This window comes from Streptomyces natalensis ATCC 27448, assembly GCF_000935125.1.
In the GTDB taxonomy this organism is placed as follows: Bacteria; Actinomycetota; Actinomycetes; order Streptomycetales; family Streptomycetaceae; genus Streptomyces; species Streptomyces natalensis.
In genome coordinates this window covers 21799-45618 of the sequence record NZ_JRKI01000010.1, presented here as the reverse complement: position 1 = coordinate 45618, position 23820 = coordinate 21799, and the positions used below count along the sequence as shown (strand labels likewise).

Genomic DNA, 23820 nt, shown 5'->3' with positions numbered 1-23820 from the left:
CCACCGTACGAAGCGGCCAACCGTCCCCCGTAAGCCCCTCATTGGCCGTCCGCTCCCCCCAGTGCCTGCTCGGCCTGCGCCAGGATCTCCGTCACCCGGACCCCGAAACCAAGATCACACGGATGCGGCCGGCCCGTACGGGCGCCGGCGATCAGGGCGTCGACGGCACGGCGGAAGGCCGGCTCCGGGCCGGCCTCGCGGCGGGGCAGGGCGGCGGTGCCCGTGGTGCCGCGCAGGGTGACCTCGACGCCGGACGCGGCCCTGGGGGCGGTCAGGCTGAGCGTCGCCGAACTGGCCGCACCGCTGCGGTGGCGGAGGGCCAGCAGCACCGTGTCGGCCGGGCCCCGGGCGGCGGTGACGGACTCGGCGTCGCCCAGGACCGGGAGCAGAACTGACAGGGCGTGCGGGCCGACGTCCCACAGGGCGCCCTTCTCGCGGCGCCAGGGCGAAGCGGCATACGGGCTGTCTCCCCCGTCCTCCGCGAAGACCGAGCCCAGCCAGTCGGCATGCGCGGTGAACCACCCGCCGGCCGCCGCCTGGTCCGCGATCCACGCCCCTTCCCGTTCCCCGAAGCGGGCGGTGAAGAAGACGACCGAGGCGACCCCGGCGCGCTCGGCGGCACGGGCCACGGCGCGCGCCTCGGACACCGTGGTCGCGACCGGCTTGTCCAGGAGGAGGTGACGGCCGGCCTGCGCGGCCCGTATCGCCAACGGCGCCTGGACGGACGGCGGAACGGCGAAGGAGACGGCGTCGCAGGCGGCGAACAGCTCGTCGGGGGTGGCATACGCCCGGGTGCCGTGCGCCTGCGCCAGCTCGGCGGCGGCCGGGGCCCGGCGCCCCCAGATGCCGGTGAGCTCGACGCCGGGATGGGCGGCGAGGACGGGGGCGTGCACCCGCCGCGCCCACGGCCCGGTGCCGAACAGCCCGATACGCAGGGCCGGGGCCGGGGTTGCGTCCGAAGCCGGGGTCTCGGCCGGGGCCGACGTCTCCGCCGGGGTCGGATTCAGGTCCGCAGTCGTCATGCGCCAAGTGTCCCTTGCACCACTGACAACGCCCCGGCGGGCCGCCGTCCCGCCGTCCTCCGCGCCCCCACGGCCCGTCCCCCGGCCCCGCCCGGCCCGAATTCCCCAGGCCCGCACCGCCCCGCGGATGTTACGTTTCCCGGGCCGGCCGCGGGACTCCGGTGCGACTTCCGGACCTGCTCTGCAAAGCAACGATTCGCTGTTCGCGCCCCCATTCCCCGGCCGGCATCTCAGCTACGGGGGAGGACGGGATGGCGACGCGCGCCGAGCCGGCGACGACGCATGCGGATCTGGTGGCGGCCGAGGATGTGCTGCTGTTCGTCAATGCCGCGATCACTTCCACGGGGCAGCGCGAATTCCACTCCGGCGAACACGCCCAGCACATGTCGCTGGACTTCCTGCACGCCTACGTACGCGTCAACTACCGTCCCCTGTACGCTGCTTCGCTCGCCCTGGACATCAACGACCACAACGCGGCGCTGATCGTGCGGCACCTCCTGGAGACCGCGGGCGAGGCGGACGCCGAGCAGCGGCGGGTGGAGGGGCGGCTGATCGCGGCCCGTCTGGCGCGGCTCCCGGCGCCGCGCGTCTACCGGCTGTTCCGCGCGCTGCGCGCCGCCCGGGTCAACAACCGCCGCACCCGCGCGATCATGCGCGACTGGCTCGCCGCGCGCCCCGACCCCGCCCTGGACGCCCTCAAGTACCGCACCGGCCTCAAGTGCACCGCCCGCCACGCCCATCTGCCCCTGACCACGCGCACCGGCCAGGAGGACGACGGCGAACTGGGCGACTTCCTCTTCGCACCGGGCCGCCGCAAGCACTTCACCACCCCCCTGCTGGACGCCTGGCGACGGGCCCACTACGAACAAGGCGCCCTGTACGAGCTGCCGTTCACGGTGGCCGAAGGATTCGCGGCCCGACGCGGGATCGACCGCCGCACCTTCCTGGAGCGGATCGCGCCCCGGATGACGCGGCTGGAGCGGCTGCGCCTCCAGGAGTCGGCCCGTACGCACCGCGCCGAAGTGGGCGCAGACCTCACCGGAATGCCGCTGACCCGGCTCGCCTCGTACGTCCTGGGGCTGTCCCTCGACGACCGGGTGGCGCGCCGCGCCGAACTGACGGGTGCGCTGCGGGCCGCGGCGCGCCGTACGGCGGGCGGGCAGGCCGGGACCTGGGGGCGGGTGGCGGCCGTCCTGGACGACAGCTTCTCCGCCACCGGGTCACGGCAGAAGCGGCAGCGTCCGCTGGCGGTCGCGCTGGCCTGCCATTTCCTGCTGGAGGCGCTGGCCGGGACGTATCTGCCGCTGTGGACCTCGGGGCGGCAGGACGCGCTGCTGGCCTACCCCTACGGGGCGACGCCGCTGGGCATGCGCCTGCTGGACGCGCTGGAGTCCGCCCCGGAGCGGCTGGTGATCGTCTCGGACGGCTGGGACAACGCGCCTCCGGGGCTGGCCGGTGAGGTCCTGCGTGCCTGGCGGACCTCGCTGGACCCCCGGGGCCGTACCGCCGTCGTCCACCTCAATCCGGTATACGACGCGGACGACTTCGCCGTCCGGCGGCTGTCGGCCTCGGTGCCGACGGCGGGGGTGCGCAATGCCGAGGATCTGCCGGCGCTGGTGCAGCTCGCCCGGTTCGCCGAGGGCCGCACCGGCCTGGCGGAGCTTCGCGCCCACCTGGACGACCGGGTCCGGCGCTTCCTGGAGGACGCGGGCACCGGACGAGGGGAGGCACGGTGAGCCGGCTGGACATGGAGGGGCTGAGCACGGGCCCGGCGCAGGTGTGGGGCGCCGTGCGGCTGGTCCCGCTGATGCGCGCGGAACCGCTCACCGATCTGCGGCTGCACCGCGAGATCTACGACAAGGGTGCGGCGGGAGGTACACCGAGCACGTCCGGGGGCGCGACCACGGTGGCGGCCGGCCGGCGTACCGCGTACACCTCGTACATTCCGCATGGTTTCGTGGCGAACTGGACGGGCGAGGGCGGCCCCGCCGCCGCGTACGGTTCGCAGTTCGGCGACGGGCGCGCCCCGGTGGAGTGCGCACCGCTGCACCTGCCGCGCAAGCTGACCCAGCGCATGCCCCGGTCCGGCCGGTCCGGCGACGGCCCGTCGGGGCTGCGTTTTCTGCCGCTCCACCTGGCGCTCGACGGCTATCTGGCGCTGCATTTCGGCGGCCCGCCGATCGTGTGGGAGGAGTGGACCCGCCGGGCGGTGCGCGACGGGCTGTCGCCGCGGGCGGAGACGGCCTACCGGGGCGGGCGGGTCCGCGGGCTCGCCGATGCGCTGCGGATCTTCGAGATCCATCCGGCCCAGTGCGGCGTGCTGGTGTATGTCGCCGACGCCCTGGCGGCCGCCTTCGTGGTGCCCCATCCCGACGACTACCGGGCGCTGCACCCGTCGCTCGTTCACGACCTGTACGGCGAGCTGATCCACCAGTACGGGCGGTACGGCCCCCGTACGGTGCCGGACGTCCCCGTACGGATCGACCCGGAGTACATCGCCTCGGTGGCGGATCTGCGCGCGGCGGCGGTGCGGCGGCAGAGGGAGTGGGCGGAGCAGCATCACGACCTGATGGCGGGCGAGCTGCTGGACGAGTCCTACTCCGTACGCCAGGTCCACCGGATGGGGCGTTTCCGGCTGTCCCGCTTCCTGCCGCCGTTCGCGCTGCACCGTGCGCAGCACATCGGCGAGATGATCACCGACGGCAAGGGCCGGGTCGCCTACCTCAAGACGTTCCGGCTCTCCGACAAACAGGTACGGCGCGGGCACGTACTGGACCGGCTCGCAGCGCACGACTGGCACCTGGGCGCCACCGCGGCGGCCATGGGGATCACCGTCCCGGAGCTGGCCCGGCGGATCCGGCAGCTGGGATTCGAGGAGCTGGTGAAGGCGCATATCTGAGCTTTCACGCGCCTCACGGCCAAAAAAGCAAGGCGTAGAGCACCAGAAAGCCACAGAATCGAAGGATGTCCGATTGAGTAACCTGTGGTTCACATACGGGCAACGGACGGGAAACGGCCGATTGCGAAAGTGCAGCGGTACGCCCGCACGCGTACCCGCACCTACCCGTATATGAGGACCCCGTGACCATCAAGGCCGAGTACATCTGGATCGACGGCACCCAGCCGACCGCCAAGCTCCGTTCCAAGACCAAGATCCTCACGGACGCGAGCACGCTGCCGCGTTGGGGCTTCGACGGGTCCAGCACCAACCAGGCCGAAGGCCACTCCTCGGACCTCGTCCTGGAGCCCGTGTTCAGCTGCCCGGACCCGATCCGCGGCGGCGACCACCTGCTGGTGCTGTGCGAGGTGCTGCACACCGACCTCACCCCGCACCCCTCCAACACCCGTGCGCTGCTGCGCCCGGTGGCGGAGAAGTTCGCCGCGCAGGAGCCGATCTTCGGCATCGAGCAGGAGTACACCTTCCTCCAGGGCGACCGCCCGCTCGGCTTCCCCGAGGGCGGCGGCTACCCGGCTCCGCAGGGCGACTACTACTGCGGTGTGGGCGCCGACGCGATCTTCGGCCGCGAGATCGTCGAGAAGCACCTCGACCTGTGCCTGGCGGCCGGCCTCGGCCTGTCCGGCATCAACGCCGAGGTCATGCCGGGCCAGTGGGAGTTCCAGGTCGGCGCGCTGCCGGCGCTGGAGGTCTCGGACCACATGTGGGTGGCGCGCTGGCTGCTGCACCGGGTGGCGGAGGAGTACGGCGTCACCGCGTCGCTGGAGGCCAAGCCGGCCAAGGGCGACTGGAACGGCGCGGGTGCGCACACCAACTTCTCCACCCGCGCGATGCGCGAGGGCTACGACGCGATCATCACCGCCTGCGAGGCGCTGGGCCAGGGCGACAAGCCGCTGGAGCACGTGCGCCAGTACGGCACCGGTATCGAGGACCGTCTGACCGGCGCGCACGAGACCGCCCCCTGGGACCAGTACTCCTACGGCGCCTCGGACCGCGGCGCCTCGGTGCGTATCCCGTGGCAGGTCGAGGTGGAGAAGAAGGGCTACATCGAGGACCGGCGGCCGAACGCCAACGTCGACCCCTATGTGGTCACCCGGCTGATCGTGGACACCTGCTGCACGGAGCTGGCCAAGCGCGAGCAGGTCTGACGCCGCACGGATCTGACGCCGCGCAGACGCAGCTGAGTTGGGGCCGGACCGGTGCGGTCCGGCCCCTCCGCGCGTCGTGCCGCTGCGCGTTCCGGCCTCTTCGCCTGCCCGCCGCTTCGCGTTTCGGCTGGTCGGGGCCGATTGTCAGTGGCGGGTGGCACGCTGTGGGCATGCTGACGATCACCGTCCAGACCGAGACCGGACCGGACCTCAAGCGCCCGACCGAAGCCGAACTCGCCGCCCTGCTGCGGCGGATCGGGGCCGACGACGACCATTTCGCGGTCGTCGAGCGGATCCCCGGCGAGGACCAGGTCTTCCTCCAGACCTGGCGGGAGGGCGACGGGCCGTTCGCGGTGGAGTACCGCGAGGGCGGGCCGGAGCGGCACTTCAGCGCGGAGTGCGCCGATGCCGACCGGGTCATAGCGGTGTTCGCGGACTGGGCGCGCGGCGGGGAGACGTGGCGTACGGCGCTGGAGTGGCGGCCCGCGGATCTGTACGGCACCCCCGGGCTGGCGCCGGAGACCCGCGCCGAGGCCGAGGAGCGGGCGCGTCAGCAGATCCGGGCCGGTTTCTGGGGCTTCCATCAGGTCGCGCAGGGCGTGTGCGACCTCCTCGACCCCGCCGACACCCCGGTCTCGCTGGACGAGGCCCGCAGGATCGTCGGCGGCCTGTGGGAGGAGCGGCTCGCCGAGCAGGAGACCTGGCCCGAGGTGACCGACGCGGACCGGGTTGCGGAGGCATTCGCGGCACTGGGGCGCCAGGGGCTCACGGCGCGGATGAACTTCACCTGTTGCAGCGGCTGCGGGCTGGCGGAGATGGGCGGCGAGCGCACCGAGGGCGACCACGGCTTCGTCTTCTTCCACTACCAGGACACCGACGCGGCCGCGGACGGCGGCGGCCTCTCGGTCCGCTACGGCGCCTACCCGGACTCCGGGCGCGACCGCGCATTGGTCGGACGGACGGTGGCGGCCGCGCTGACCGGGGCGGGCCTGCCCGTGGAATGGGACGGCAGCCCCGACAACGTCATCGAGGTCACCCCGCTGGACTGGCGCAAGCGCCTGCCGACGAACGCCTGAGACGGGGAGCGACGGAACGGGGAGGGACCGCATGGGGAGGGACCGCATGGCGAGGACACGGAGGAAACCGGGGGTGCCGTGGGCCGCGATGCTGTATGTCGGTGGCATCCAGCTCGGCGCGTACGCCCTCGCCCGGCTGCCCCGGGAGCGGCGTACGCAGGTGCTGCGGGCGCAGTCCACCAACGTCGCGAATCTGCGGGCCGGGCGCGGGTACACCCTGCTCACCAGCGCGGCGCTCGTCGAGGAGCCGCTGGCGGTGCCGTACGCCACCGCACTGCTGGCCACGCTCGGTACGGCCGAGGCGCGGTGGGGCACCGGGCGCGCGGCCGGGGTGTTCGGCGCGGGGCACATCGGGGCGAGCCTGCTGGTCTACGGGGCATTGCGCGGCCAGGTGCGGCTCGATCCGCCGGACGGGACGGCGCGGGCCGTCGACGTCGGCGCCAGCTACGGCTGGAACGCCACGCTCGGCGCCCTGGCCGCCGCCGTCCCGCACCGGGGCGCGCGGACCGCGGCGAGCGCCGGCCTGCTGGCGCTGGGGATACGGCCGGTGCTCCGCCGGGAGCGGACGTTCACCGACGCGGGCCATCTGACCGCGCTGGCCCTCGGACTGGCGATGGGCGCGGCGATACGGGCCGGGGCCCGGGCGGGCATACGGACGGGGAGCCGATGAGGGAGGCGGCCAACGGTGCTGTCCACGATGCGGAACGGGGCCGTGACGTCGGTCAACTCCGTTCCCTCGCGCGTCGGCCGTCTGGTTGAATAGGGGTATGGCCAGCCTTCCTCACACCGCGACGGGTCGCAGCGACCTCGAGCCTTTCTGGCCGTCCCGGCAGGCGCACGCTTTCGACCGTCTGTGTTGCCGCGCGCACTGAGCGCGGGCCCGCACACGCCTCACCGACGCCGCTGACCGGCGTTTCCGGCCCTGCCCGCGCGCATGACGTCCCCGACGACCCTCTGCGCGAAAGAGCTGATCCCGATGACGAACGTCCGTACCCTGCCTGCCACTTCCGCGACGGCCCCCCTGTCCGCCCCGACCGCCCCGCACCGCCACCGCCTGCGCGCCGTGGCGCCCCACGAAGCCCTGCCGTCTCCCGCCACCGCCCCGGGTAGCGGCTCCCCCGGCCTCCGGCCGGGCGGACCCCCCGCGCGCCACGGCATCCAGACCGTCGCGGAGCTGCTGGAGGCCGGCGCCACCTGGATTCCGGCGCCCCAGCACAGCCTGCCCGTGCTGCCCGGCCAGCCGCCGATGGTCGGCTACCTCGTCCTCGTACCGGCCGAACAGGCCCCCCGGACCGGCGACCCGGAGCCCGTCGCCGACCCGACGGCGGCCGCCACGGTCACGGCGGCCACGGCGGCGGCCCTGGCGGGGGCGACGGCCACGCTGTCACCCGCGCCCCCGCCCGCCCGCACCCCCGTCCCCGCCCCCGCCCCCGGGGCGTCGAACAGCGACGGGACCGTACGGATCGACCCCGAGCGGCGCACCGCACAGGTCCAGGACCGCCCGCTGGACCTGACGTACCTGGAGTTCGAGCTGCTGGCCCATCTGGTGGCGCATCCGCACCGGGTGCACACCCGCGACCAGTTGGTGACCACGGTGTGGGGCTACGGCCATGTCGGCGACGGCCGCACCGTCGACGTCCATGTCGCCCGGCTGCGCCGCAAGTTGGGTGCGGCGCACCGGTCGTCGATCGTGACGGTGCGCCGGGTCGGCTACAAGTACGTGCCGACCGCATGAGCCGCGGAGTACGGGACGGCGGCGTCAGGCTCCGTCCCGTATTCCCCGGCACGGCCCCGGGCGGACGCGGACCACTCCCCCGCCGTGCCCGCCCCGCCGCCGCAGATACGCCACACACCCCGCGATCAGCAGCCCCGCCCCCGAGGCCAGCAGCAGCCCGGTGACCGGGGAGTCGGTCAGCGCCGCGCCGCCCAGGCCGCCCACGGCCGTGCTGAACAGCGCCCAGAGGGCGGCGCCCATCGCGTCCAGCAGGACGAAGCGGCGCAGCGGGAAGCGGACGGTCCCGGTGGCGAGCGCGGCGACCACCCGCCCGCCGGGCAGAAAGCGGCCGGCGATGACGAGGGTGGCGGCGTGGCGTTCGACCGTCGTCAGGGCGCGGGCGAGGCGGGCGCGGCCGCGTTCGCCGCGCAGCAGCCAGGCCGTGGCGCGGGGGCCGGCGCAGCGGCCGAGCGCATGGCCGAGGCAGTCGCCCGCCAGGGCGCCGGTCGCTGCGACGGCGGCGAGCAGCGCGAGCAGCGGCGGGTGCGGGCCGATCAGCACGGCGACGAGGACCACGGTCGTCTCGCTCGGCATGAACGGCAGCAGTGCGTCGAGCGCGGACACCAGCAGGACGACCAGCCACAGCCAGGGCGAATGCAGCATCCCCCGGAGCGGCTCGGCGAGGAGGTCCAGCTGGTCCACATACGCCCAGGAAACCAGCTGGTCAGACATGGTGTCGGACCGGCTGTTGCGGCAGCGGTCGGGGAGCGGCCCGGCCACGGCCCGGAACGTGGCCCGGGACCTGGCCGGGAACGAGGCCCGGGACACGGCCCGCGCCGCCGCCCAGTACGGCGCCCTCGGCGAGCGCCGCCAGCCGCCGCCGGTCGAGCCCGCCGCACCCGCCCGGCCCGTCGCCCGTCAGCGGCGGATGCGTGGTGACCCGTACGGCCAGCGCACGGGCCGCCAGCACCCGCCGCAGCGAGGCGGCGAAGGTGTCCTCGCCGCAGAACGCCGCGACCGTGCTGGGGTGGCCGCCCTGGGTGTAGCCGAGGCTCACCGGGCGGACCGGGGCGCCCGCGTCCAGGGCGGCCTGGAAGGTGGCCCGGCGGAAGGTGCCCTGGTCGGCGGTGCACCAGGTGGTGGCCTGCGGGAAGACGGCGACCGAACGGCCGGAGCGCAGCAGCGCGGTCAGTTCGGCCACCGCGTGCGGGAGTTGGCGGGGGTCGGTGCGGTCGATGAAGTGCGTACCGGCTCTGCGGGCCAGCCCGCCGACGACCGGCCAGCCGCCGACCTCGCGTTTGGCGAGCAGGACGACCGGTTCCACGGCGAGCAGCGCGGGGATGTCGAGCCAGGAGATGTGGTTGAGGACTATGAGGGTGCCGGGGCCGCCCACGGGCCCGGGGACGGACAGGCGCTCCGTCAGGCTCGCGCCCGCCATCCGTATGCCCAGCGCCGCGATCAGCTCCCGGGCGTGGGCGCGCAGCCGTACGGGATCGGCCAGCCGCTCGCCGTCCGCCAGCGCGCGCCGCACCGCCCGCGCGAACGCGGCGAGCCGGCGGGCGGTTTCGGCCGCCCGGACGCGCGGGAGGCCGTGCGTGGCGCATCCCGGGGTGCAGTCCGACCACACGTCCCAGGGTCCGTTCGCCGCCCGCCCCCTCGCCACCGGTCCGTTCACCGCCGGCCCGTTCACCGTTCCCCCAGGAAGAAGCGCCGGTAGCGCTCCCCGAGCCGTTCCATGTCCAGGACGACGAAGAAGTCGGCGACATCGAACTCGGGGTCATGGGCGGGCGCGCCGCAGATGACGGCGCCGATGCGCAGGTAGCCGCGCAGCAGCGGGGGCAGCTGGCCGACGCCGGGACGCTCGGGGGCGGGGACGGTGGGGTGCCAGGGGTGGTGCGGGGTGACCCGGAGTCCGTCCGGGGCGGCGTAGCGGGTGCGGCCCAGTGCGTGGGCGTGGGCGGCGGCGGTGCCTCCGTCGGCGAGCGGGACGGAGGCGCAGCCGGCCAGATAGCGGTGGCCGGAGAGCAGGGTGTAGCGGGCGAGGGCGGCCCACATCTGATTGATCACGGCGCCGCCGCGGTGGTCGGGGTGGACGCAGGAGCGGCCCGCCTCGATGAGCGAGGAGCGCAGGGGGGCCAGGGCGGTGAGGTCGAACTCGCCGTCGGAGTAGAGGCGTGCGCTGCGGCCGGGGGGCAGCAGCCGGTAGGTGCCGACCACCTCGCCGCTGGCGGTGTGGGTGACGACGAGGTGGTCGGCGAGGTCGTCCACGGCATCGATGTCGTGACCGGCGAGCGGGGTGTGCAGGGTGGCGCCCATTTCCCCGGCGAAGACGCGGTGGCGCAGGCGCTGGGCGGCGCGGATCTGCTCCTGGGTGTCGGCGATCACGGCGGTGTAGCCGGGGGCGGCGGCCGGGTCGGCGGCGGGGGCGGAGCCGGGGACGGGAGAGGCGGTGGTGACGGGGGTGGCGGGTGTCGGGATGGCGGCGGAAGCAGTCGGTGCCGAGCGCATGGAAGCCCTCCTTGGGTGGTGGTGTACGCACCACCGGAAAACTGCGGATTGCCGCAGTGACCTGGCCTTCTCTACTCGGGAAACTGTTCCCGCGCCCGACGGCCGGGCGCGTGAAGCGCAGGGAGCCTGCGGATGAGGGTCCGCAGAACACTGGTTGCCGCCGCCCGGGTCGGGTGCGGCCGGATCGCGGCATTCGGCGCATCCCGGTCGTGGCGGCCTACTTGGACGGCGGTTGACCGCCCGTTAGCGTGCCCTCCACGCACGGGTCCGTGGGTACTGCCGAGAGGTGGGGGGCATACGTGAGCCAGCCGTCACGACGCGCGCTGTTGGGGACCGCCGGAGCGATCGGTGCGAGGGCGGCGCTCGGGGCCGCGGCCCCCGTCACCGCGACCGGGCCCCTGGCCCCCGGGCCCCTGGCCCCCGGGCCGGAGCGGGCGGCCGGGTACGACACGGCCCCGGCGCGGGCGGCCCTGGAGCGGCTGCTGCCCGGCCACGCCGACCAGTTCCGCCTGCGCGCGCTGCCGCCCGGCGGCGCCGCCGACCGCTTCCGGGTCGACGGCACCACGGGCCGTATCACCGTGGCGGGCACCACCCCCGCCACCCTCCTGACCGGCGTCCACTGGTACCTCAAGTACACCTGTCACGCCCATCTGTCCTGGGCGGGCGACCAGGCGGCCCTGCCCGCCCGTCTGCCCGCCCCGTCCTCCCCGGTCGAGCGCGCCACCCCGCTGCCGCACCGTTTCGCGCTCAACGACACCCACGACGGCTACACCGCCCCGTACGCCACCTGGGCGCGCTGGGAGCGGCTGATCGACGTGCTCGCGCTGCACGGCGTGAACGAGGTGCTGGTCACCCCGGGCGCCGAGGCCGTCTACCACCGTCTGCTGACCGATTTCGGCTACTCCGACGCCGAGGCCCGCACCTGGCTCCCGGCGCCCTCGCACCAGCCGTGGTGGCTGCTCCAGAACATGAGCACCTACGGAGGTCCCCCCAGCCGTCAACTGATCGACCGGCGCGCCGAGTTGGGTCGCAGGATCACCGACCGGCTGCGCTCCCTGGGCATGCACCCGGTGCTCCCCGGCTACTTCGGCACCGTCCCCGACGGCTTCGCCGCCCGCAACCCCGGGGCCCGTACCGTCCCCCAGGGCAGCTGGTCCGGCCTGCGGCGCCCGGACTGGCTCGACCCCCGCACCGACGCCTTCGCCGAGGTCGCCGCCGCCTTCTACCGTCACCAGCACCGGCTCCTGGGCCCCGCAGGCCACTTCAAGATGGATCTGCTGCACGAGGGCGGCGACCCGGGCGACGTACCGGTCCCCGAGGCCGCCCGCGCCGTGGAGAAGGCCCTGCGCACCGCCCGCCCCGGTGCCACCTGGGTGATCCTCGGCTGGCAGGCGAACCCCCGGCGCGATCTGCTGGACGCCGTCGATCACGACCGGATGCTGATCGTGGACGGCCTGAGCGATCTGGAGACGGTCACCGACCGGGAACGGGACTGGGGCGGGGTGCCCTACGCCTTCGGTTCCATCCCCAACTTCGGCGGCCGCACCACCCTCGGCGCCAAAACCCATATGTGGGCGAAGCGCTTCACCACATGGCGGGACAAGGAGGGCAGCCGACTGGCGGGCACCGCCTATATGCCGGAGGCGGCCCAGCGCGATCCCGCCGCATTCGAGCTGTTCTGCGAACTGGCGTGGCGGGAGCGCCCGGTGGAGCGGGCGGCGTGGTTCGACGGCTACGCCGATCTGCGCTACGGCGCCCGCGACGAGCACGCCCGCGCCGCGTTCGCCGCGCTGCGCACCAGTACGTACGCCATCGACAGCAAGGACGGCCGCCCGCACGACTCGGTCTTCGCCGCCCGCCCGAGCCTGGCCGCCCACTCCGGCACGGTCTACGCCACCCACACCCCGGCCTTCGACCCGGCCGCCTTCGACACCGCCTTCGCCGCGTTACTGAAGGTCGCCCCCGCGCTGCGCGACAGCGACGCCTATCGCCACGATCTGACCGACGCCGCCCGGCAGGCCCTCGCCAACCGCTCCTGGCAGCTGATCCCCCAGCTCCAGGACGCCTACCGGCACAAGGACCGGCCGGCGTTCCGGGACCTGTCCCGGCTGTGGCTGCGGCTGATGCGGCTGAGCGACGAGATCACCGGCGCGCACCGGCACTTCCTGCTCGGACCCTGGCTGGCCGACGCCAGGGCGATGGCCGCCGACGACGCGGAGGCGGCGCGGCTGGAACACAGCGCCCGCGCACTGATCACCACCTGGGCGGACCGGGCCACCGCCGACGGCGGCGCGCTCGCCAACTACGCCAACCGCGACTGGCACGGCCTGATCGGCGATGTCCATCTGCCGCAGTGGCAGGCGTACTTGGACGAACTGGACGATGCGCTGGCGGCGGGCCGCCCGCCGAAGCCGTTCGACTGGTACGCGCAGGAGGAGCCCTGGACCCGGCGGCGCAACGCCTATCCGCTGCGCCCCACCGCCGACCCGTACCGCACCGCCCGCCGGGTCCACGACACCCTCGCCGCCGCGCCCTACCAGGGCACCGTCTCCCTGACCGCCACCCCGCACGCGCTGCCGCCGGGCGGCCGCGCCACCCTCACCGCCGCCCTGCGCAACGTCAGCGGCCTGCGCGCCACCGGCCGGGTCGACTTCGCGCTGACCGGCCTGGAAGCCACCGCCGACGGCCCCCTCACCCTGCCGTCCCTCCCGCCCGGCGGCACCGGCGAGGCCCGGTGGCGGGCGACGGCCCCGGCCGGGCCGCTGACGGACCCGCTGCGCCCGTTGCCGTACAGCCTGACGGTCGAATACGGGCCCAGGGGCGAGCCCCGGGTGCGCGCGGTGCGCCGCGGCACGCTGTTCGTCGCCGGTCCGCTGGACGAGGCGTTCCGGACCGTCACCACCAATGGGGCGGTTTTCGGCCAGTTGGAAGGGCGCTTCGCGATCGACGGCGCGGGGGCCGATCTGTGGCAGGGCACCGAGGAGTTCGGCGCCGTCTACCGGGCGGGCGCGCTCACGCCGGGCGGCGCGGTGACGGTGGAGGTGACCCGCCAGGACGAGTCCACCGGCCCCTGGGCCCGCGCGGGCCTGATCGTCCGCAACCGCCTGGACACACCGCGCTCCCCCGGTTTCCTGAACCTGTCCGTGACGCCCGCCCACGGGGTCGCCCTCTCCTACGACGCGAACGGCGACGGCGCCCTGGACACCTACCGGCGGCTCGCCGGGATCACCGCCCCGGTGCTGCTCCGGCTGACCCGCGGCCGGGACGACGGCGGCCGGGGCACGTACGCCGGCGCCTGCTCCACCGACGGGGGCGGCACCTGGCGCACGGTCGCCACCGTCGCCGTCCCCGGGGCCGCCGCCGCACAGGACGCCGGGCTGCACCAGTGCGCCGCCAACTCCGCCACCGGGGCGCGCGGAACGGCCGAATTCCGCCGCTGGCAGATGTCCTGACCGGCCGCCTGCGCTCCACTGGAGGCGCGAACGGCCACCCCGTAGGCTGGCCGGATCGCATCACCGGCACAACGCACCACAAGCACAGCGCACCACGAGCACAGCGCATCACGAGTACAGCGCACCGCGAGCACAACGCGTGACGAGCACAGCGCACCACAACCGCATGACGAGCGAGGGGAATCGGTATGGGCACCGCAGCGGACAAGGAGTGGCTCTACGGCCTCGACATCTCGAACGCCGAATGGCAGCGCCCGCCCGGCAACGCCGAGGAAGCGGTGGAGATCGCGTTCCTGGAGCGCGGTGCGGTGGCGATGCGCAATTCCAAGGAGCCCGAGGTGGTGCTGCGCTACACCGAGGCGGAGTGGCGGGCGTTCGTCCTCGGCGCGCGGGACGGCGAGTTCGACCTCCAGTAGCGGCACCCACCTGGGCGGTCACCCGCGGGTGCGAGCAGTCGGCCCGCCGGTGACCGTCACAGGATTCACTCGTTTCACTGAACGTGGAGCAGCAGCAGGCGACATCCCCGCGTCCGGACCGTGACCGCAACCCCGCGCCCTCGGACACCGCCGAGACCGAGGCCGCCAAGGCCGCCGAGACCGAGCGCACCGAGGCCGACGCCATTGAGCCTGGCGCGTCCGAGGCCGATGGCGACGAGCCGGGTGCGTCCGGGACCGAGGCGGACGAGCCCGGTGCATCCAAGGCCGAGGCGCCCGAGCCCGACGCCACGAAGGCCGAGACCGCCGCCGAGGCCGGTGAGCCCGGTGAGCCGGAGGCCGACGCCCCCGAGCCCGCCGCCGACGAGCCCGCCGCCCCCGCGACCGGCCTCCCCGGTCCGGCCCCCGCGACCGGCCTCCCCGGTCCCGTCGCCGCCACCGGTTTCCCCGCTGTCCCGGATCTCCCCGCCCTCCCCGATCCCACCGGCCTCCCCGACCTCCCCGACCTCATCGACCTCATCGACCTCATCGACATCGACCAGGCCGAGGTCGCCCTGGTAGAGCACTACCCCCACCTGGTCCGCCTCGCCTACCTGCTACTGCCGTCCGGCAGCAGCCGCGGCCGACGGGTCCTGGCCGCCCATGCCCTGGTGCAGCGCGCCCTCCCCCGCCAGCGCGCCACCACCCGCGACCTCGTCCTCCCCGCCCCCCGCGCGGGTGACGAGGCGGCCACCGACCCCGGTTACGCCTTCCTGCGCGGCCGGGTCCTGAAGGCCGCGCTCGCCGCCGGGCGGCCCCGCCGGCGCCTTCCCCTCCCCCCGCCGCTGCTCCCCCAGGTCTGGGGCCTGCGCCTCTTCCCCCGCTCCGGCGGTGCCGATGAACTCGCGCTGGACCAGACGCTGTCGGCGCTGTCCGGACCCGGCCGGGCGGCCTTCGTGCTGCGCGATCTGGAGGGGTTGAGTGCCCCGGAGACCGTCAGGGTCCTTATGGACGCAGGGGTTTCCGCACCCGATGAGGCGCTGGACGAGGCCGCCGGGGCCCCGGTCCCGGCGGGCAGCCGGGACCAGTCGCTGCTGGAGTCCGCGGAGTTCGACCCGTGCGCGCTCCAGGCCCGCCCGACGGATCTGATCCGGCGGCGCCAGCACGTCCGCGCGGCGCTGGCGGCAGGCGCCGCCGTGGTGGTGTGCGGCGCGCTGCTGGGGCTGCCCGGGGAGGGCTGGGGACCGAACGGCGCCGCCGCGCCTCCGTACGCCCGGAACGCCGCGGCCGAGGCGGCCCTGGACCCCGGCAGGCTGACGGCGGCCTCCCCGGGCGCCTGGAAGACCGCGACCCGCCAGGACTTCGCCACCTGGCCCGCCCGCGGCGACCGGACCGGCGACAAGGTGCTGTTGCGCCGCGCGCTCGCGGTCTGGGCCCGGCCGGGAGCCCGGGTGCCCGTGACGGCGACGCCGGGCACCCCCACGGGCCCCGCGGCCGGGCCCCCGCAGCTGCTGTTCGCGGGCGTCGTCGACCACGCCGTCGTCGTGCTCTTCCACGACGGCCTGCGGGTGGTGCGCTATGCCGAGGCGGCGGACGGCGAGAGCCAGGAGGCGGGCGGCGGTGCGTCGCTCGACTTCGCGCGGACGGACGGCGCACAGGCGGCCTCCTCGGGCGCCCTGGTGGCGAACCGCACGCAGGGCAACACCCGCTATCTGGCGGCCCCTTGGGTGACCTCGGCACGTCTGGTGGACCTGCTCCGGCCGGACGGCGCGGGCCAGCAGGTGGCGATCGGGGCCGACGGCCTCACCAGCCCCGTTCCGACCCCCCGCCCCGAGGAGAAGTGCACCGCCTGGCCCGCGCTGCGCATGGGCGGCCGTCTGCTGACGGACCTGGGCGAGCTGGCCCCGGCCCGGCTGACGTACGGCGGCCCGCGCACGGCGGGCGAGGTCGCTTCGCCGCAGGCCACGACGGCCTGGGCGCGCGGCGGCTGCGCGCTGGCGGGACTGCGCGGGCAGGGCGTACGGACGGTGAACGCCTGGGAGTACGCGCACCAGCCGCTGCCCCGGGGCGCGGGCGCCGCCCGGTGGGTGTGCGACCGGGCGGAGACCTGGCGCGGGGCGGGCAGCCGGACGCTGGTGCAGTTCCTGGCCCCGGCGCCGACCGGCCGGCCGTATGCACCGGGGACGGTGGCGGCCCGCGCCGACGGCACGACGGCCTGCGGGCCGCGGGCACCACAGGCGCTGGCCGGGATCCTGTGGAAGGACACCGGCGGCCAGTGGTGGCTGCTGGCCGCGGGCAGCAAGAAGGTCGTCTCGCTCACGGTCACCGGAGGGGTGCAGGGCCGGGCGCCCGGCCCTCTGCTGGCGGTGAGGACGACGGCGGGCGCGCGGGCCAAGCTCGTGGGTCAGCTGGCGGACGGACAGCCGGTGGAGGCGCTGCGCTGAGGCCGCAGCGGCGACGGAGACCACGGCGGCCGCGGGCGCTGCGCTCACCGCCCGGAACTCATCGCTCGGAACCGATCGCTCGGAACTCATCGCTCGGAACTGATCGCTCGGAACTCATCGCTCGGATTTCTTCGGTCCCAGGGGTACCGGCTGTCCTTACCCCTCAGTACATTGACGCCATGTCTAATACGGCCTCGCTGCGGCCCCAGCCGGTCGCGTCCGAGCACACCCCGCTGAAGCCCCGCAACGTCGCCTTCGACTGGGCCGACACCCCGCTGCACTGGATACCCGGCGACCCCGCCACCACCCACACCATCAATGTGCTGCACCTGATCCTGCCGGCCGGCGAGCGCTGGTTCGTGCACGTCTACAAGCAGGCGCTGCCCCATATACGCGACCCCCGGTTGCGCGAGGACGTCATCGGGTTCATCGGCCAGGAGGCGATGCACTCCCAGGCGCACGACGACGTCCTGCCGCACCTCAAGGAGCAGGGCCTGGACCCGGCCCCGTACACCGCGCAGGTCGACTGGCTCTTCGAGAAGCTGCTCGGCGACCGGACGCTGCCGCCGGGCCGGGCACGTAAGTGGTGGCTGCTGGAGCGGGTCGCCATCATCGCCGCCGTCGAGCACTACACCGCCTTCCTGGGCGACTGGGTGCTCAACGCCGAGGAGCTGGACGCCAGGGGCGCCGATCCCACCATGCTCGATCTGCTGCGCTGGCACGGCGCGGAGGAGGTCGAGCACCGGTCGGTGGCCTTCGATCTCTTCGTCCATCTCGACGGCGGCTACCGGCGGCGCGTACGGACCTGGGCAACCGCTTTCGCCGCGCTGGTGTTTCTCTGGCAGAGAGGCGTCCGCTTCTTCATGGAGAACGACCCGACCCTGCTCGACGGAAAGGCGAGCTTCAAGGAGTTCGTCCGCGCCGGGCGGCAGGGCGTGCTGCCGACCGCGGGGGACATGGCCCGGTCCATCCCGCAGTACCTCAGCCGCGCCTACCACCCGTCCCAGCACGGCAGCACCACACAGGCCATCGCCTATCTCGCCGGCTCCCCCGCCGCGACGGCGGCCGAGGCCCGCACGAAGGGAGGTTCCTGAATGCCCCGCATCCCGCACGCACCCCGCCTCCGCACCGTCCTCGTCGTCACCGCGGCCGCCCTGGCCGCCCGCCGGGCCCTGCGCGGCCGCATCAAGGGCTCCCCTCTGTGGCCGATGCCCGCCCTCGACCACCCCATATCCGGCCAGGGCCGGGAGGCCCAAGCAGGCGCCCGTGCCCACCGGTTGACGGTCGTGGAGCGCGTGGCGGAAGCCGCGGGCGTGATACGGCTGCGCCTGGAGGGCGCGGACCTCCCGGACTGGGAGCCCGGCGCGCATCTCGATCTGGTGCTGCCGTCGGGGACGGTCCGCCAGTACTCGCTGTGCGGATCGCCCGCGACGCCCGGCTCGTACACCATCGCCGTCCGGCTGATCGAGGACGGCCGCGGCGGCTCGCAGGAAGCACACGAGCTGCTGCACGAGGGGACGGAGGTGACGGTCCGCGGACCCCGCAACCGCTTCCCCCTCCGGGACAGCCACGCCTATGTGTTCATCGCGGGCGGCATCGGCATCACCCCGATCCTGCCGATGGTGCGCCAGGCCGAGCGGGAGGGGATCCCCTGGCGGCTGCTGTACGGCGGACGGTCGCGGGCCTCGATGCCGTTCCTGGCGGAGATCGAGAAACTGGCGGGCGCCGGGGCGGACCGGGTCACCGTGGTCGCCGAGGACGAGGAGGGGCGGCCCGATCTGGCGGCCCTGCTCGCCGGCGCGCCCCCGCACGCCGCCGTCTACTGCTGCGGCCCCGAGCCCCTGATGGACGCGGTGGCCGCGCTCCTCCCCGACGCCCCCGAGGGCCTGACCCTGCACACCGAACGGTTCGCTCCCGCCACCCCCTCCCCCACCGCCGAGAACGCCCCGTTCGAGGTGGAACTGCGCCGCACCGGCCGGACAATCACCGTGCCCGCCGGCACCAGCGCGCTGCGCGCAATCCGCGACCAGGCGCTGCCGGACCTCCCGTACAGCTGCGAACAGGGCTTCTGCGGCACCTGCCAACAACGGGTGCTGGCCGGTGAGGTGGAGCACCGCGACGGGCTGCTGACGGACGCCGAGCGGGACGACTCGCTGCTGATCTGCGTCTCACGGGCGCGGGAGGGCGGGCGCCTGGTCCTCGATCTCTAGGACGAGCCGCAGCCGCCTCCGGGACAAGCCCTGGCCGTCCCGGCAGGTCTCCGCTGCTACCGGCCGTGATACCGCGGGGCGCCCCGGGTCGTTAGGGTGGTGGCCATGACGACCGGGGCGCGCCGCAGGATGGGCGTCGAGGAGCGGCGCGAGCAGCTCATCGGCGTCGCACTCGACCTCTTCAGCCATCGTTCTCCCGAGGATGTCTCGATAGACGAGATCGCCGAGGCGGCCGGGATATCGCGGCCGCTGGTCTACCACTACTTCCCGGGCAAACAGCAGCTGTACGAGGCCGCACTGCGGCGCGCCGCCGACGAACTGTCGGCCCGCTTCGTCGAACCGCACGAAGGCCCGCTCGGCGCCCGCCTCCTGCGGGTCATGGAGCGCTTCTTCGACTTCGTCGACGAGCACGGCCCCGGCTTCTCCGCCCTGATGCGGGGCGGCCCGGTGACCGGTTCGAAGAGCCGGACGGGCGCCTTGATAGACGGCGTACGGCAGGCCGCACACGACCAGATCCTCGCCCATCTCGGCGTCGCCGACCCGCCGCCGCGGCTGACCCTGGTGGTCCGCTCGTGGATCTCGCTCGCCGAGACCACCGCCCTGCTGTGGCTGGACGGCCGGCAGATGCCGCGCGAGGAGCTGGAACGGCAGCTGGTGCACGACTTCGCGGCGCTGGCGGCGGTGAGCGCCGCCTACGACGAGACCATGGCGGACGTGCTCCGCCGGATGCTGGCGGACGAGCCGGAGAACGGCATGTTCGCGGAGCTGGTGGCCCGGCTGATGGAACTGCCACAGCCGGTGTGACGCGTGGTCGCCGAAAGGCCGGCCCGGCATTTCGACGACCCGTGAGCCACAATTCCCCCATGACCATGATCACTTACCGGCTCGCCGACGCCACCCTCGACCTGCCCGCCCTGGTCGCCCTCTACGACGACGCGGCCCGCTGGATGCAGGACAACGGGATCGTCCAGTGGAAACCGGGCGAGAAGGACGCGGAGCACTTCCGGCGCCGGATAACGGAGCGCGAGGCGGGCGAGGTCTGGCTCGCGGAGACGGCGGACCGCACCGTCGGCGGCTTCGAACTGTGGTGGGAGGACCTCCCCGCATGGGGCGAACAGCCCCCCGTGGCCGGATACGTGCACCGGCTGATGGTGGACCGCGCATCCGCTCCGCCCGGCACCGGGCGCGCGCTCCTCGACCAGGCCGAACAGCGCATCACACAAGCGGGCCGCGAGCGCTGCCGACTGGACTGCGTATCGAGCAACCCGCGCCTGCGGACGTACTACGAGGACGCGGGCTACACGGTCGTCGGCGAGCACCCGTCCAAGGTGGGCCCGGACGGCAGCCGCTACGGCGTGACGCTGCTGGAGAAGCGGCTGGCTCCGGCGGGCCGCTAGTAGCCGCGGGCCTCGGCGCGGGCGGGAACAGCACCCTCACACGTGCCGGGTGAAGACGGCGACCGTACGGGCCGGGACAGTGAAGGTGCCCGAACTCGCCTGGTACGTCGACGACTTGACGACCGGGTCGGCGCCGTGGGCCTGGACGGGGTGGAGGGCGTACGACGTGCCCGCGAGGGAGGGCAGGCGCTGGGTCTGGCGGTGCGGGGTGGCATTGAAGATCACGACGAGGCGGCCGAGGCGCATGGTGATGACGCCGGGGGTCTCGTCCGTACCGGAGAGGGGGAAGGAGAGGGCGGACCGGACGTCGGCGGTGGTGGGGAGGCCGAAGGCCGGTTCGGTGGCGTGGATACGGAGGAGGTCGCGGTAGGCGGCGGAGGTGGCGGTCATGGTGGCGCAGGAGGGGCGGAGGGCCGGGTCGGCGAGGAGGGGCTTGGCGTAGGGCCACTTGTCCTTGTTGTCGGCGGCCGGGGGCAGGCCGCGCCCGAAGCCGTTGCCGTCTCCGCTTTCGGCGCCGGTGGCGTCGCCTGTGCCGGTGGTGCAGCCCCAGTGGATGGCGTTGAACCAGTCGCCGCTGTCGAAGGAGTTGCGGTCCAGGGACTTGGAGCGCAGGAGGTCGGTGCCCGCCTGGGAGAGGGACGGGCCCTGGGAGAGGGCGGTGGTGGCCAGGGCGACGACCTGCATACGGGCGCGGGCGGCGGGTGAGGTGCCGGGCGGGAGCTTGTAGGCCAGGGCGTCGTAGAGGGTTTCGTTGTCGTGCGCGTCGGCGTACGCGAGGGCGTCGCCCGGGGCGGCGGCGTATCCGGCGGGCGCGCCGTTGTAGTCGACCTCGGAACCCTTGACCCGGCGCCCGGAGGTGTCGGTGAAGGTGTAGTCGGCGAGATTCCCGGTCAGGCCGAGTTTGATGAGGTCCTGGTAGTGGAGGAGGCGGGCGCGCTGGTCGGACGGATTCCCGTTCGCGGACGAGGAGTTGGGGTCGGTGAAGAGGCCGGAGGCGAAGCCCTGGGCCCGCGGGTCGGGGTCGAACGGGGAGCCGCCGCGGACCGCGTCGCGGGCGCGGTCGCTGAAGGTGGCGATGCCGGTGCCCGCCATATTGCGCTGGGTGGCCTGGACGAACCGGGCGTCGTCGGCGACCTCGCCGAAGTTCCAGCCCTCGCCGTAGAGGATGACCGCCTTGCCGTCCACACCGTCGCGGGCCGGGGTCAGGGCGTCGAGGGCCTTGCGTACGGCCAGGATGTTGGCCTTGGGGTGGTGTCCCATGAGGTCGAAGCGGAAGCCGTCGACCTTGTACTGCTTGGCCCAGGTGACGACGGAGTCGACCACCAGCTTGCCCATCATGGTGTGCTCGGGCGCGGTGTTGGAGCAGCAGGTGGAGTTGGCCACGCTGCCGTCGTCCAGCAGCCGCTGGTAGTAGCCCGGCACGATCCGGTCGAGGACCGACTTCGGGTCCTGGCCGCTCGCCGCCGTGTGGTTGTAGACGACGTCCATGACCGTACGCAGCACGGCCCCGTTCAGCCCCTGCACCATGCGCCGGAATTCCACGGTACGGCGCGGACCCTTCGGATCGGAGGCGTACGAGCCCTCGGGCACGGTGTAGTGGAGCGGGTCGTAGCCCCAGTTGTACGCGTCCCGGGCGGCCGTCTTGCCAACGCATTCCTGCTGCCGGTCGGAGTCGGAAGGCATTGCGGCAAGCTTGCAGTCGGGTTGTTGCGCAGGATCTTGCTGATCGGCGCGGCGTTCGGGAACGGTGGCGAAGTCGAAGGCCGGCAGCAAGTGGACGTAGGACGTTCCGGCCGCTGCAAGGGATTTCAGATGGCGCATGCCGTCCGAGTGGGTGTCGGTGAAGGCGAGGTACTGGCCCGGGTGGCGGGAGGTGCGGTCCGCGATCGAGAAGTCGCGGATGTGCAGCTCCTGGATGCGGGCCTTGCGCAACGGGACCGCAGCGGGTTTCTTCAGCCGCGACCAGCCCTGGGGAGCGAGGCGGGGATCTGCAAGGTCCACCACAAGACTGCGGGCCGAGTCGGCGGTCAGCGCGGTGGAGTACGGGTCGGTGACCTTGTTGGTGACGAAAGCGTGGACGCTGGGCGCCCAGACCCGTACGACATAGCGGTACGCCTTGCCGAGCCAGTCCCGCGAGCCCTGTGCGCGCCAAACCCCGGTGGTGTCGTCGCGGTGCATCGGGACCGTACGGCCGTCCAGTTCGAGGGCGACGGTACGGGCGGTGGGCGCCCAGACGGAGAGGGTGGGTCGGTGGCTGCCGTCGAACGTCGGTCCCAGGCTGGCGTGTTGGGCGGCGCGCCCGTACAGGTCGTCCAGTACGCCGGGTATCTGGACGCCGGTGGTGGCAGGGGCCGTGGCGGGGGCCGCGGCCGCGTCCGTCGCGCGTTGCTGGGTGGCGACCAGGCGATTGCGCAAGGCGTTGCGGGCCAGACCGCGGTCGCGCGGGTCGACGGTGAAGGCGGGAAGGTTTTGCAGATGGGGGAAGGCGGCCCGCTCGGCCGGGGTGAGGGTGCCGGGCGTCAGGCGAATGCGGTGCGTCGGCCCCCCGTCGCCGAACTCCAGCTGCGCCGGGGCCCGTTCGGCACCCTTCCAGACGACGGTGTCGCGGTCGATCCACTGCGCCTCCGCCTTGTCCGGGTCCGGTGGGGCGGCGTGTGCCGGTTGCAGCGAGGAGGTGAGGAGCAAGGCCGCCGCGCCCAGGGCGAGGGCGGCGGCCAGACGCCGGCGCGGCCGGAAGCGGAGGTGGGTGGAGGACATGGGTGATGGTTCTAGTCGCGTTGCCCGATACCTGCAAGACCTTACGAAAGATATTGCAAGGGTGTTAAGTTGCTGGGACAGCCGGTCCGGCCGGCCGGAGGCCCCTCGTCTTCCCGGGCCCTACGCGCCCGGCCGCCCGGACCGGCCTTCCAGAAACAGTTCGGCGACCACGACCTTCCCGACCGGCGGCCGCTCCTCCACCCGCCAGCAGGCGGAGAGCGCGGCGACGAGGACGAGCCCGCGCCCGAATTCGCTGTCCGGAGGCGGGAGTTCGACGGCCCCCGGGACTGGCGGGCGCAGCTCCGTACGGGTGTCGGCGACCGCGATGTGCAGGATGCCGGGGCGGGCGGAACCCAGCAGCCGGGTGAGCCGCAGCTCGAAGTCCCGCCCGGGGACGCGGCCGTGAGTGGCGGCGTTGGCGGCGAGTTCACCGACGATCAGGGCGGCGGTTTCGGACACCTCACTCCCGTACGGGAAGCCCCAGACGTCGAGTTGATGGACGGCGAGATGCCGGGCGAGGCGGGCGCCCCGGGGAGTGGCACTGAACCGCTGACTGAACATACGTACGGTGAGGGAGCCGGTGTCGATATCGGTGTCGGTGTCGGCGTACATGGCTCGAATGTCGGGTTCCGCGACACCGGTGACCAGGGAGGCAACTCGTAGTCCTGGAAGACTACGAGCCCGGAGGGTGGACGCGGACGGTAACGGCCCGTAAGCATGGGG

At 73.9% G+C, this 23820-nt stretch carries 19 protein-coding genes; 13 read left to right on the top strand and 6 right to left on the bottom strand.

Going from position 1 to position 23820, the window contains the following annotated elements; translation table 11 throughout:
* Positions 1-38: 38 nt before the first annotated feature.
* On the bottom strand, positions 39-935 hold the full coding sequence (locus SNA_RS08625; protein WP_030073243.1) for a Gfo/Idh/MocA family protein: 897 nt from the start codon (positions 933-935) through the stop codon (positions 39-41).
* Positions 936-1273: 338 nt separating this feature from the next.
* On the opposite strand from SNA_RS08625, the gene SNA_RS08620 reads away from it, so the two are divergent.
* The 6 genes from SNA_RS08620 (at position 1274) to SNA_RS08595 (ending at position 7937) form a co-directional block, all read left to right on the top strand.
* The gene (locus SNA_RS08620) at positions 1274-2758 is read left to right on the top strand and encodes a hypothetical protein (protein ID WP_044364191.1); all 1485 of its coding nucleotides are present in this window, start codon (positions 1274-1276) and stop codon (positions 2756-2758) included.
* Positions 2755-3921 carry an ARPP-2 domain-containing protein gene (locus SNA_RS08615; RefSeq protein ID WP_044364189.1) on the top strand — a complete coding sequence of 389 codons (1167 nt, stop codon included), beginning with the start codon at positions 2755-2757 and terminating at the stop codon, positions 3919-3921. The genes SNA_RS08620 and SNA_RS08615 overlap by 4 nt, the downstream gene beginning before the upstream one ends.
* Before the next feature lie 182 nt (positions 3922-4103).
* Positions 4104-5126, top strand: a complete 1023-nt coding sequence (gene glnII / locus SNA_RS08610) for a glutamine synthetase (protein ID WP_030073256.1) — start codon at positions 4104-4106, stop codon at positions 5124-5126.
* A 170-nt stretch (positions 5127-5296) separates the two neighbouring features.
* Positions 5297-6202 carry a DUF6891 domain-containing protein gene (locus SNA_RS08605; protein ID WP_030073258.1) on the top strand — a complete coding sequence of 302 codons (906 nt, stop codon included), beginning with the start codon at positions 5297-5299 and terminating at the stop codon, positions 6200-6202.
* A gap of 46 nt (positions 6203-6248) precedes the next feature.
* Positions 6249-6872 carry a rhomboid-like protein gene (locus SNA_RS08600; protein WP_198535000.1) on the top strand — a complete coding sequence of 208 codons (624 nt, stop codon included), beginning with the start codon at positions 6249-6251 and terminating at the stop codon, positions 6870-6872.
* A 306-nt stretch (positions 6873-7178) separates the two neighbouring features.
* Positions 7179-7937, top strand: coding sequence for a winged helix-turn-helix domain-containing protein (locus SNA_RS08595; protein ID WP_044364182.1), 759 nt, complete (start codon positions 7179-7181; stop codon positions 7935-7937).
* 24 nt (positions 7938-7961) lie between these two features.
* Here the strand turns inward: SNA_RS08595 and SNA_RS08590 are convergent, their stop codons facing one another.
* From SNA_RS08590 to SNA_RS08580, 3 genes are read right to left on the bottom strand one after another with little or no spacing between them, the layout of a single operon-like run.
* Positions 7962-8648: a DedA family protein gene (locus tag SNA_RS08590; RefSeq protein ID WP_078969798.1), complete on the bottom strand. Its 687-nt coding sequence runs from the start codon at positions 8646-8648 to the stop codon at positions 7962-7964.
* On the bottom strand, positions 8641-9591 hold the full coding sequence (locus SNA_RS08585; RefSeq protein ID WP_241779582.1) for a lysophospholipid acyltransferase family protein: 951 nt from the start codon (positions 9589-9591) through the stop codon (positions 8641-8643). The genes SNA_RS08590 and SNA_RS08585 overlap by 8 nt, the downstream gene beginning before the upstream one ends.
* Before the next feature lie 11 nt (positions 9592-9602).
* Positions 9603-10424: a GNAT family N-acetyltransferase gene (locus tag SNA_RS08580; protein ID WP_030069056.1), complete on the bottom strand. Its 822-nt coding sequence runs from the start codon at positions 10422-10424 to the stop codon at positions 9603-9605.
* 299 nt (positions 10425-10723) lie between these two features.
* Between SNA_RS08580 and SNA_RS08575 the strand changes: the two genes are divergently transcribed.
* From SNA_RS08575 to SNA_RS08545, 7 genes are all read left to right on the top strand, one after another.
* Positions 10724-13876 carry an alpha-N-acetylglucosaminidase gene (locus tag SNA_RS08575; RefSeq protein ID WP_044364179.1) on the top strand — a complete coding sequence of 1051 codons (3153 nt, stop codon included), beginning with the start codon at positions 10724-10726 and terminating at the stop codon, positions 13874-13876.
* A 188-nt stretch (positions 13877-14064) separates the two neighbouring features.
* The gene (locus tag SNA_RS08570) at positions 14065-14292 is read left to right on the top strand and encodes a DUF397 domain-containing protein (RefSeq protein ID WP_030069061.1); all 228 of its coding nucleotides are present in this window, start codon (positions 14065-14067) and stop codon (positions 14290-14292) included.
* 527 nt (positions 14293-14819) lie between these two features.
* Complete coding sequence (locus tag SNA_RS08565) at positions 14820-16733, top strand: hypothetical protein (RefSeq protein WP_044364324.1); 1914 nt, start codon at positions 14820-14822, stop codon at positions 16731-16733.
* A gap of 179 nt (positions 16734-16912) precedes the next feature.
* Positions 16913-17827 (top strand): metal-dependent hydrolase, encoded by a 915-nt coding sequence (locus SNA_RS08560; protein ID WP_030069063.1) that lies wholly within the window; start codon positions 16913-16915, stop codon positions 17825-17827.
* Positions 17828-18943 (top strand): PDR/VanB family oxidoreductase, encoded by a 1116-nt coding sequence (locus tag SNA_RS08555; RefSeq protein ID WP_030069065.1) that lies wholly within the window; start codon positions 17828-17830, stop codon positions 18941-18943.
* Between the two features lie 105 nt (positions 18944-19048).
* Entirely contained in the window at positions 19049-19747 is a 699-nt protein-coding gene (locus tag SNA_RS08550) for a TetR/AcrR family transcriptional regulator (RefSeq protein ID WP_078969777.1), read from the top strand.
* 59 nt (positions 19748-19806) lie between these two features.
* Entirely contained in the window at positions 19807-20340 is a 534-nt protein-coding gene (locus SNA_RS08545) for a GNAT family N-acetyltransferase (RefSeq protein WP_044364167.1), read from the top strand.
* A gap of 36 nt (positions 20341-20376) precedes the next feature.
* On the opposite strand, the gene pulA is transcribed toward SNA_RS08545, so the two are convergent.
* Together pulA and SNA_RS08535 are read right to left on the bottom strand one after the other, a co-directional pair.
* Complete coding sequence (pulA, locus tag SNA_RS08540) at positions 20377-23097, bottom strand: pullulanase-type alpha-1,6-glucosidase (RefSeq protein ID WP_078969776.1); 2721 nt, start codon at positions 23095-23097, stop codon at positions 20377-20379.
* A gap of 120 nt (positions 23098-23217) precedes the next feature.
* A complete protein-coding gene (locus SNA_RS08535; RefSeq protein WP_044364164.1) occupies positions 23218-23709 on the bottom strand; it encodes an ATP-binding protein in 492 nt (163 codons plus the stop codon).
* Positions 23710-23820 lie beyond the last annotated feature (111 nt).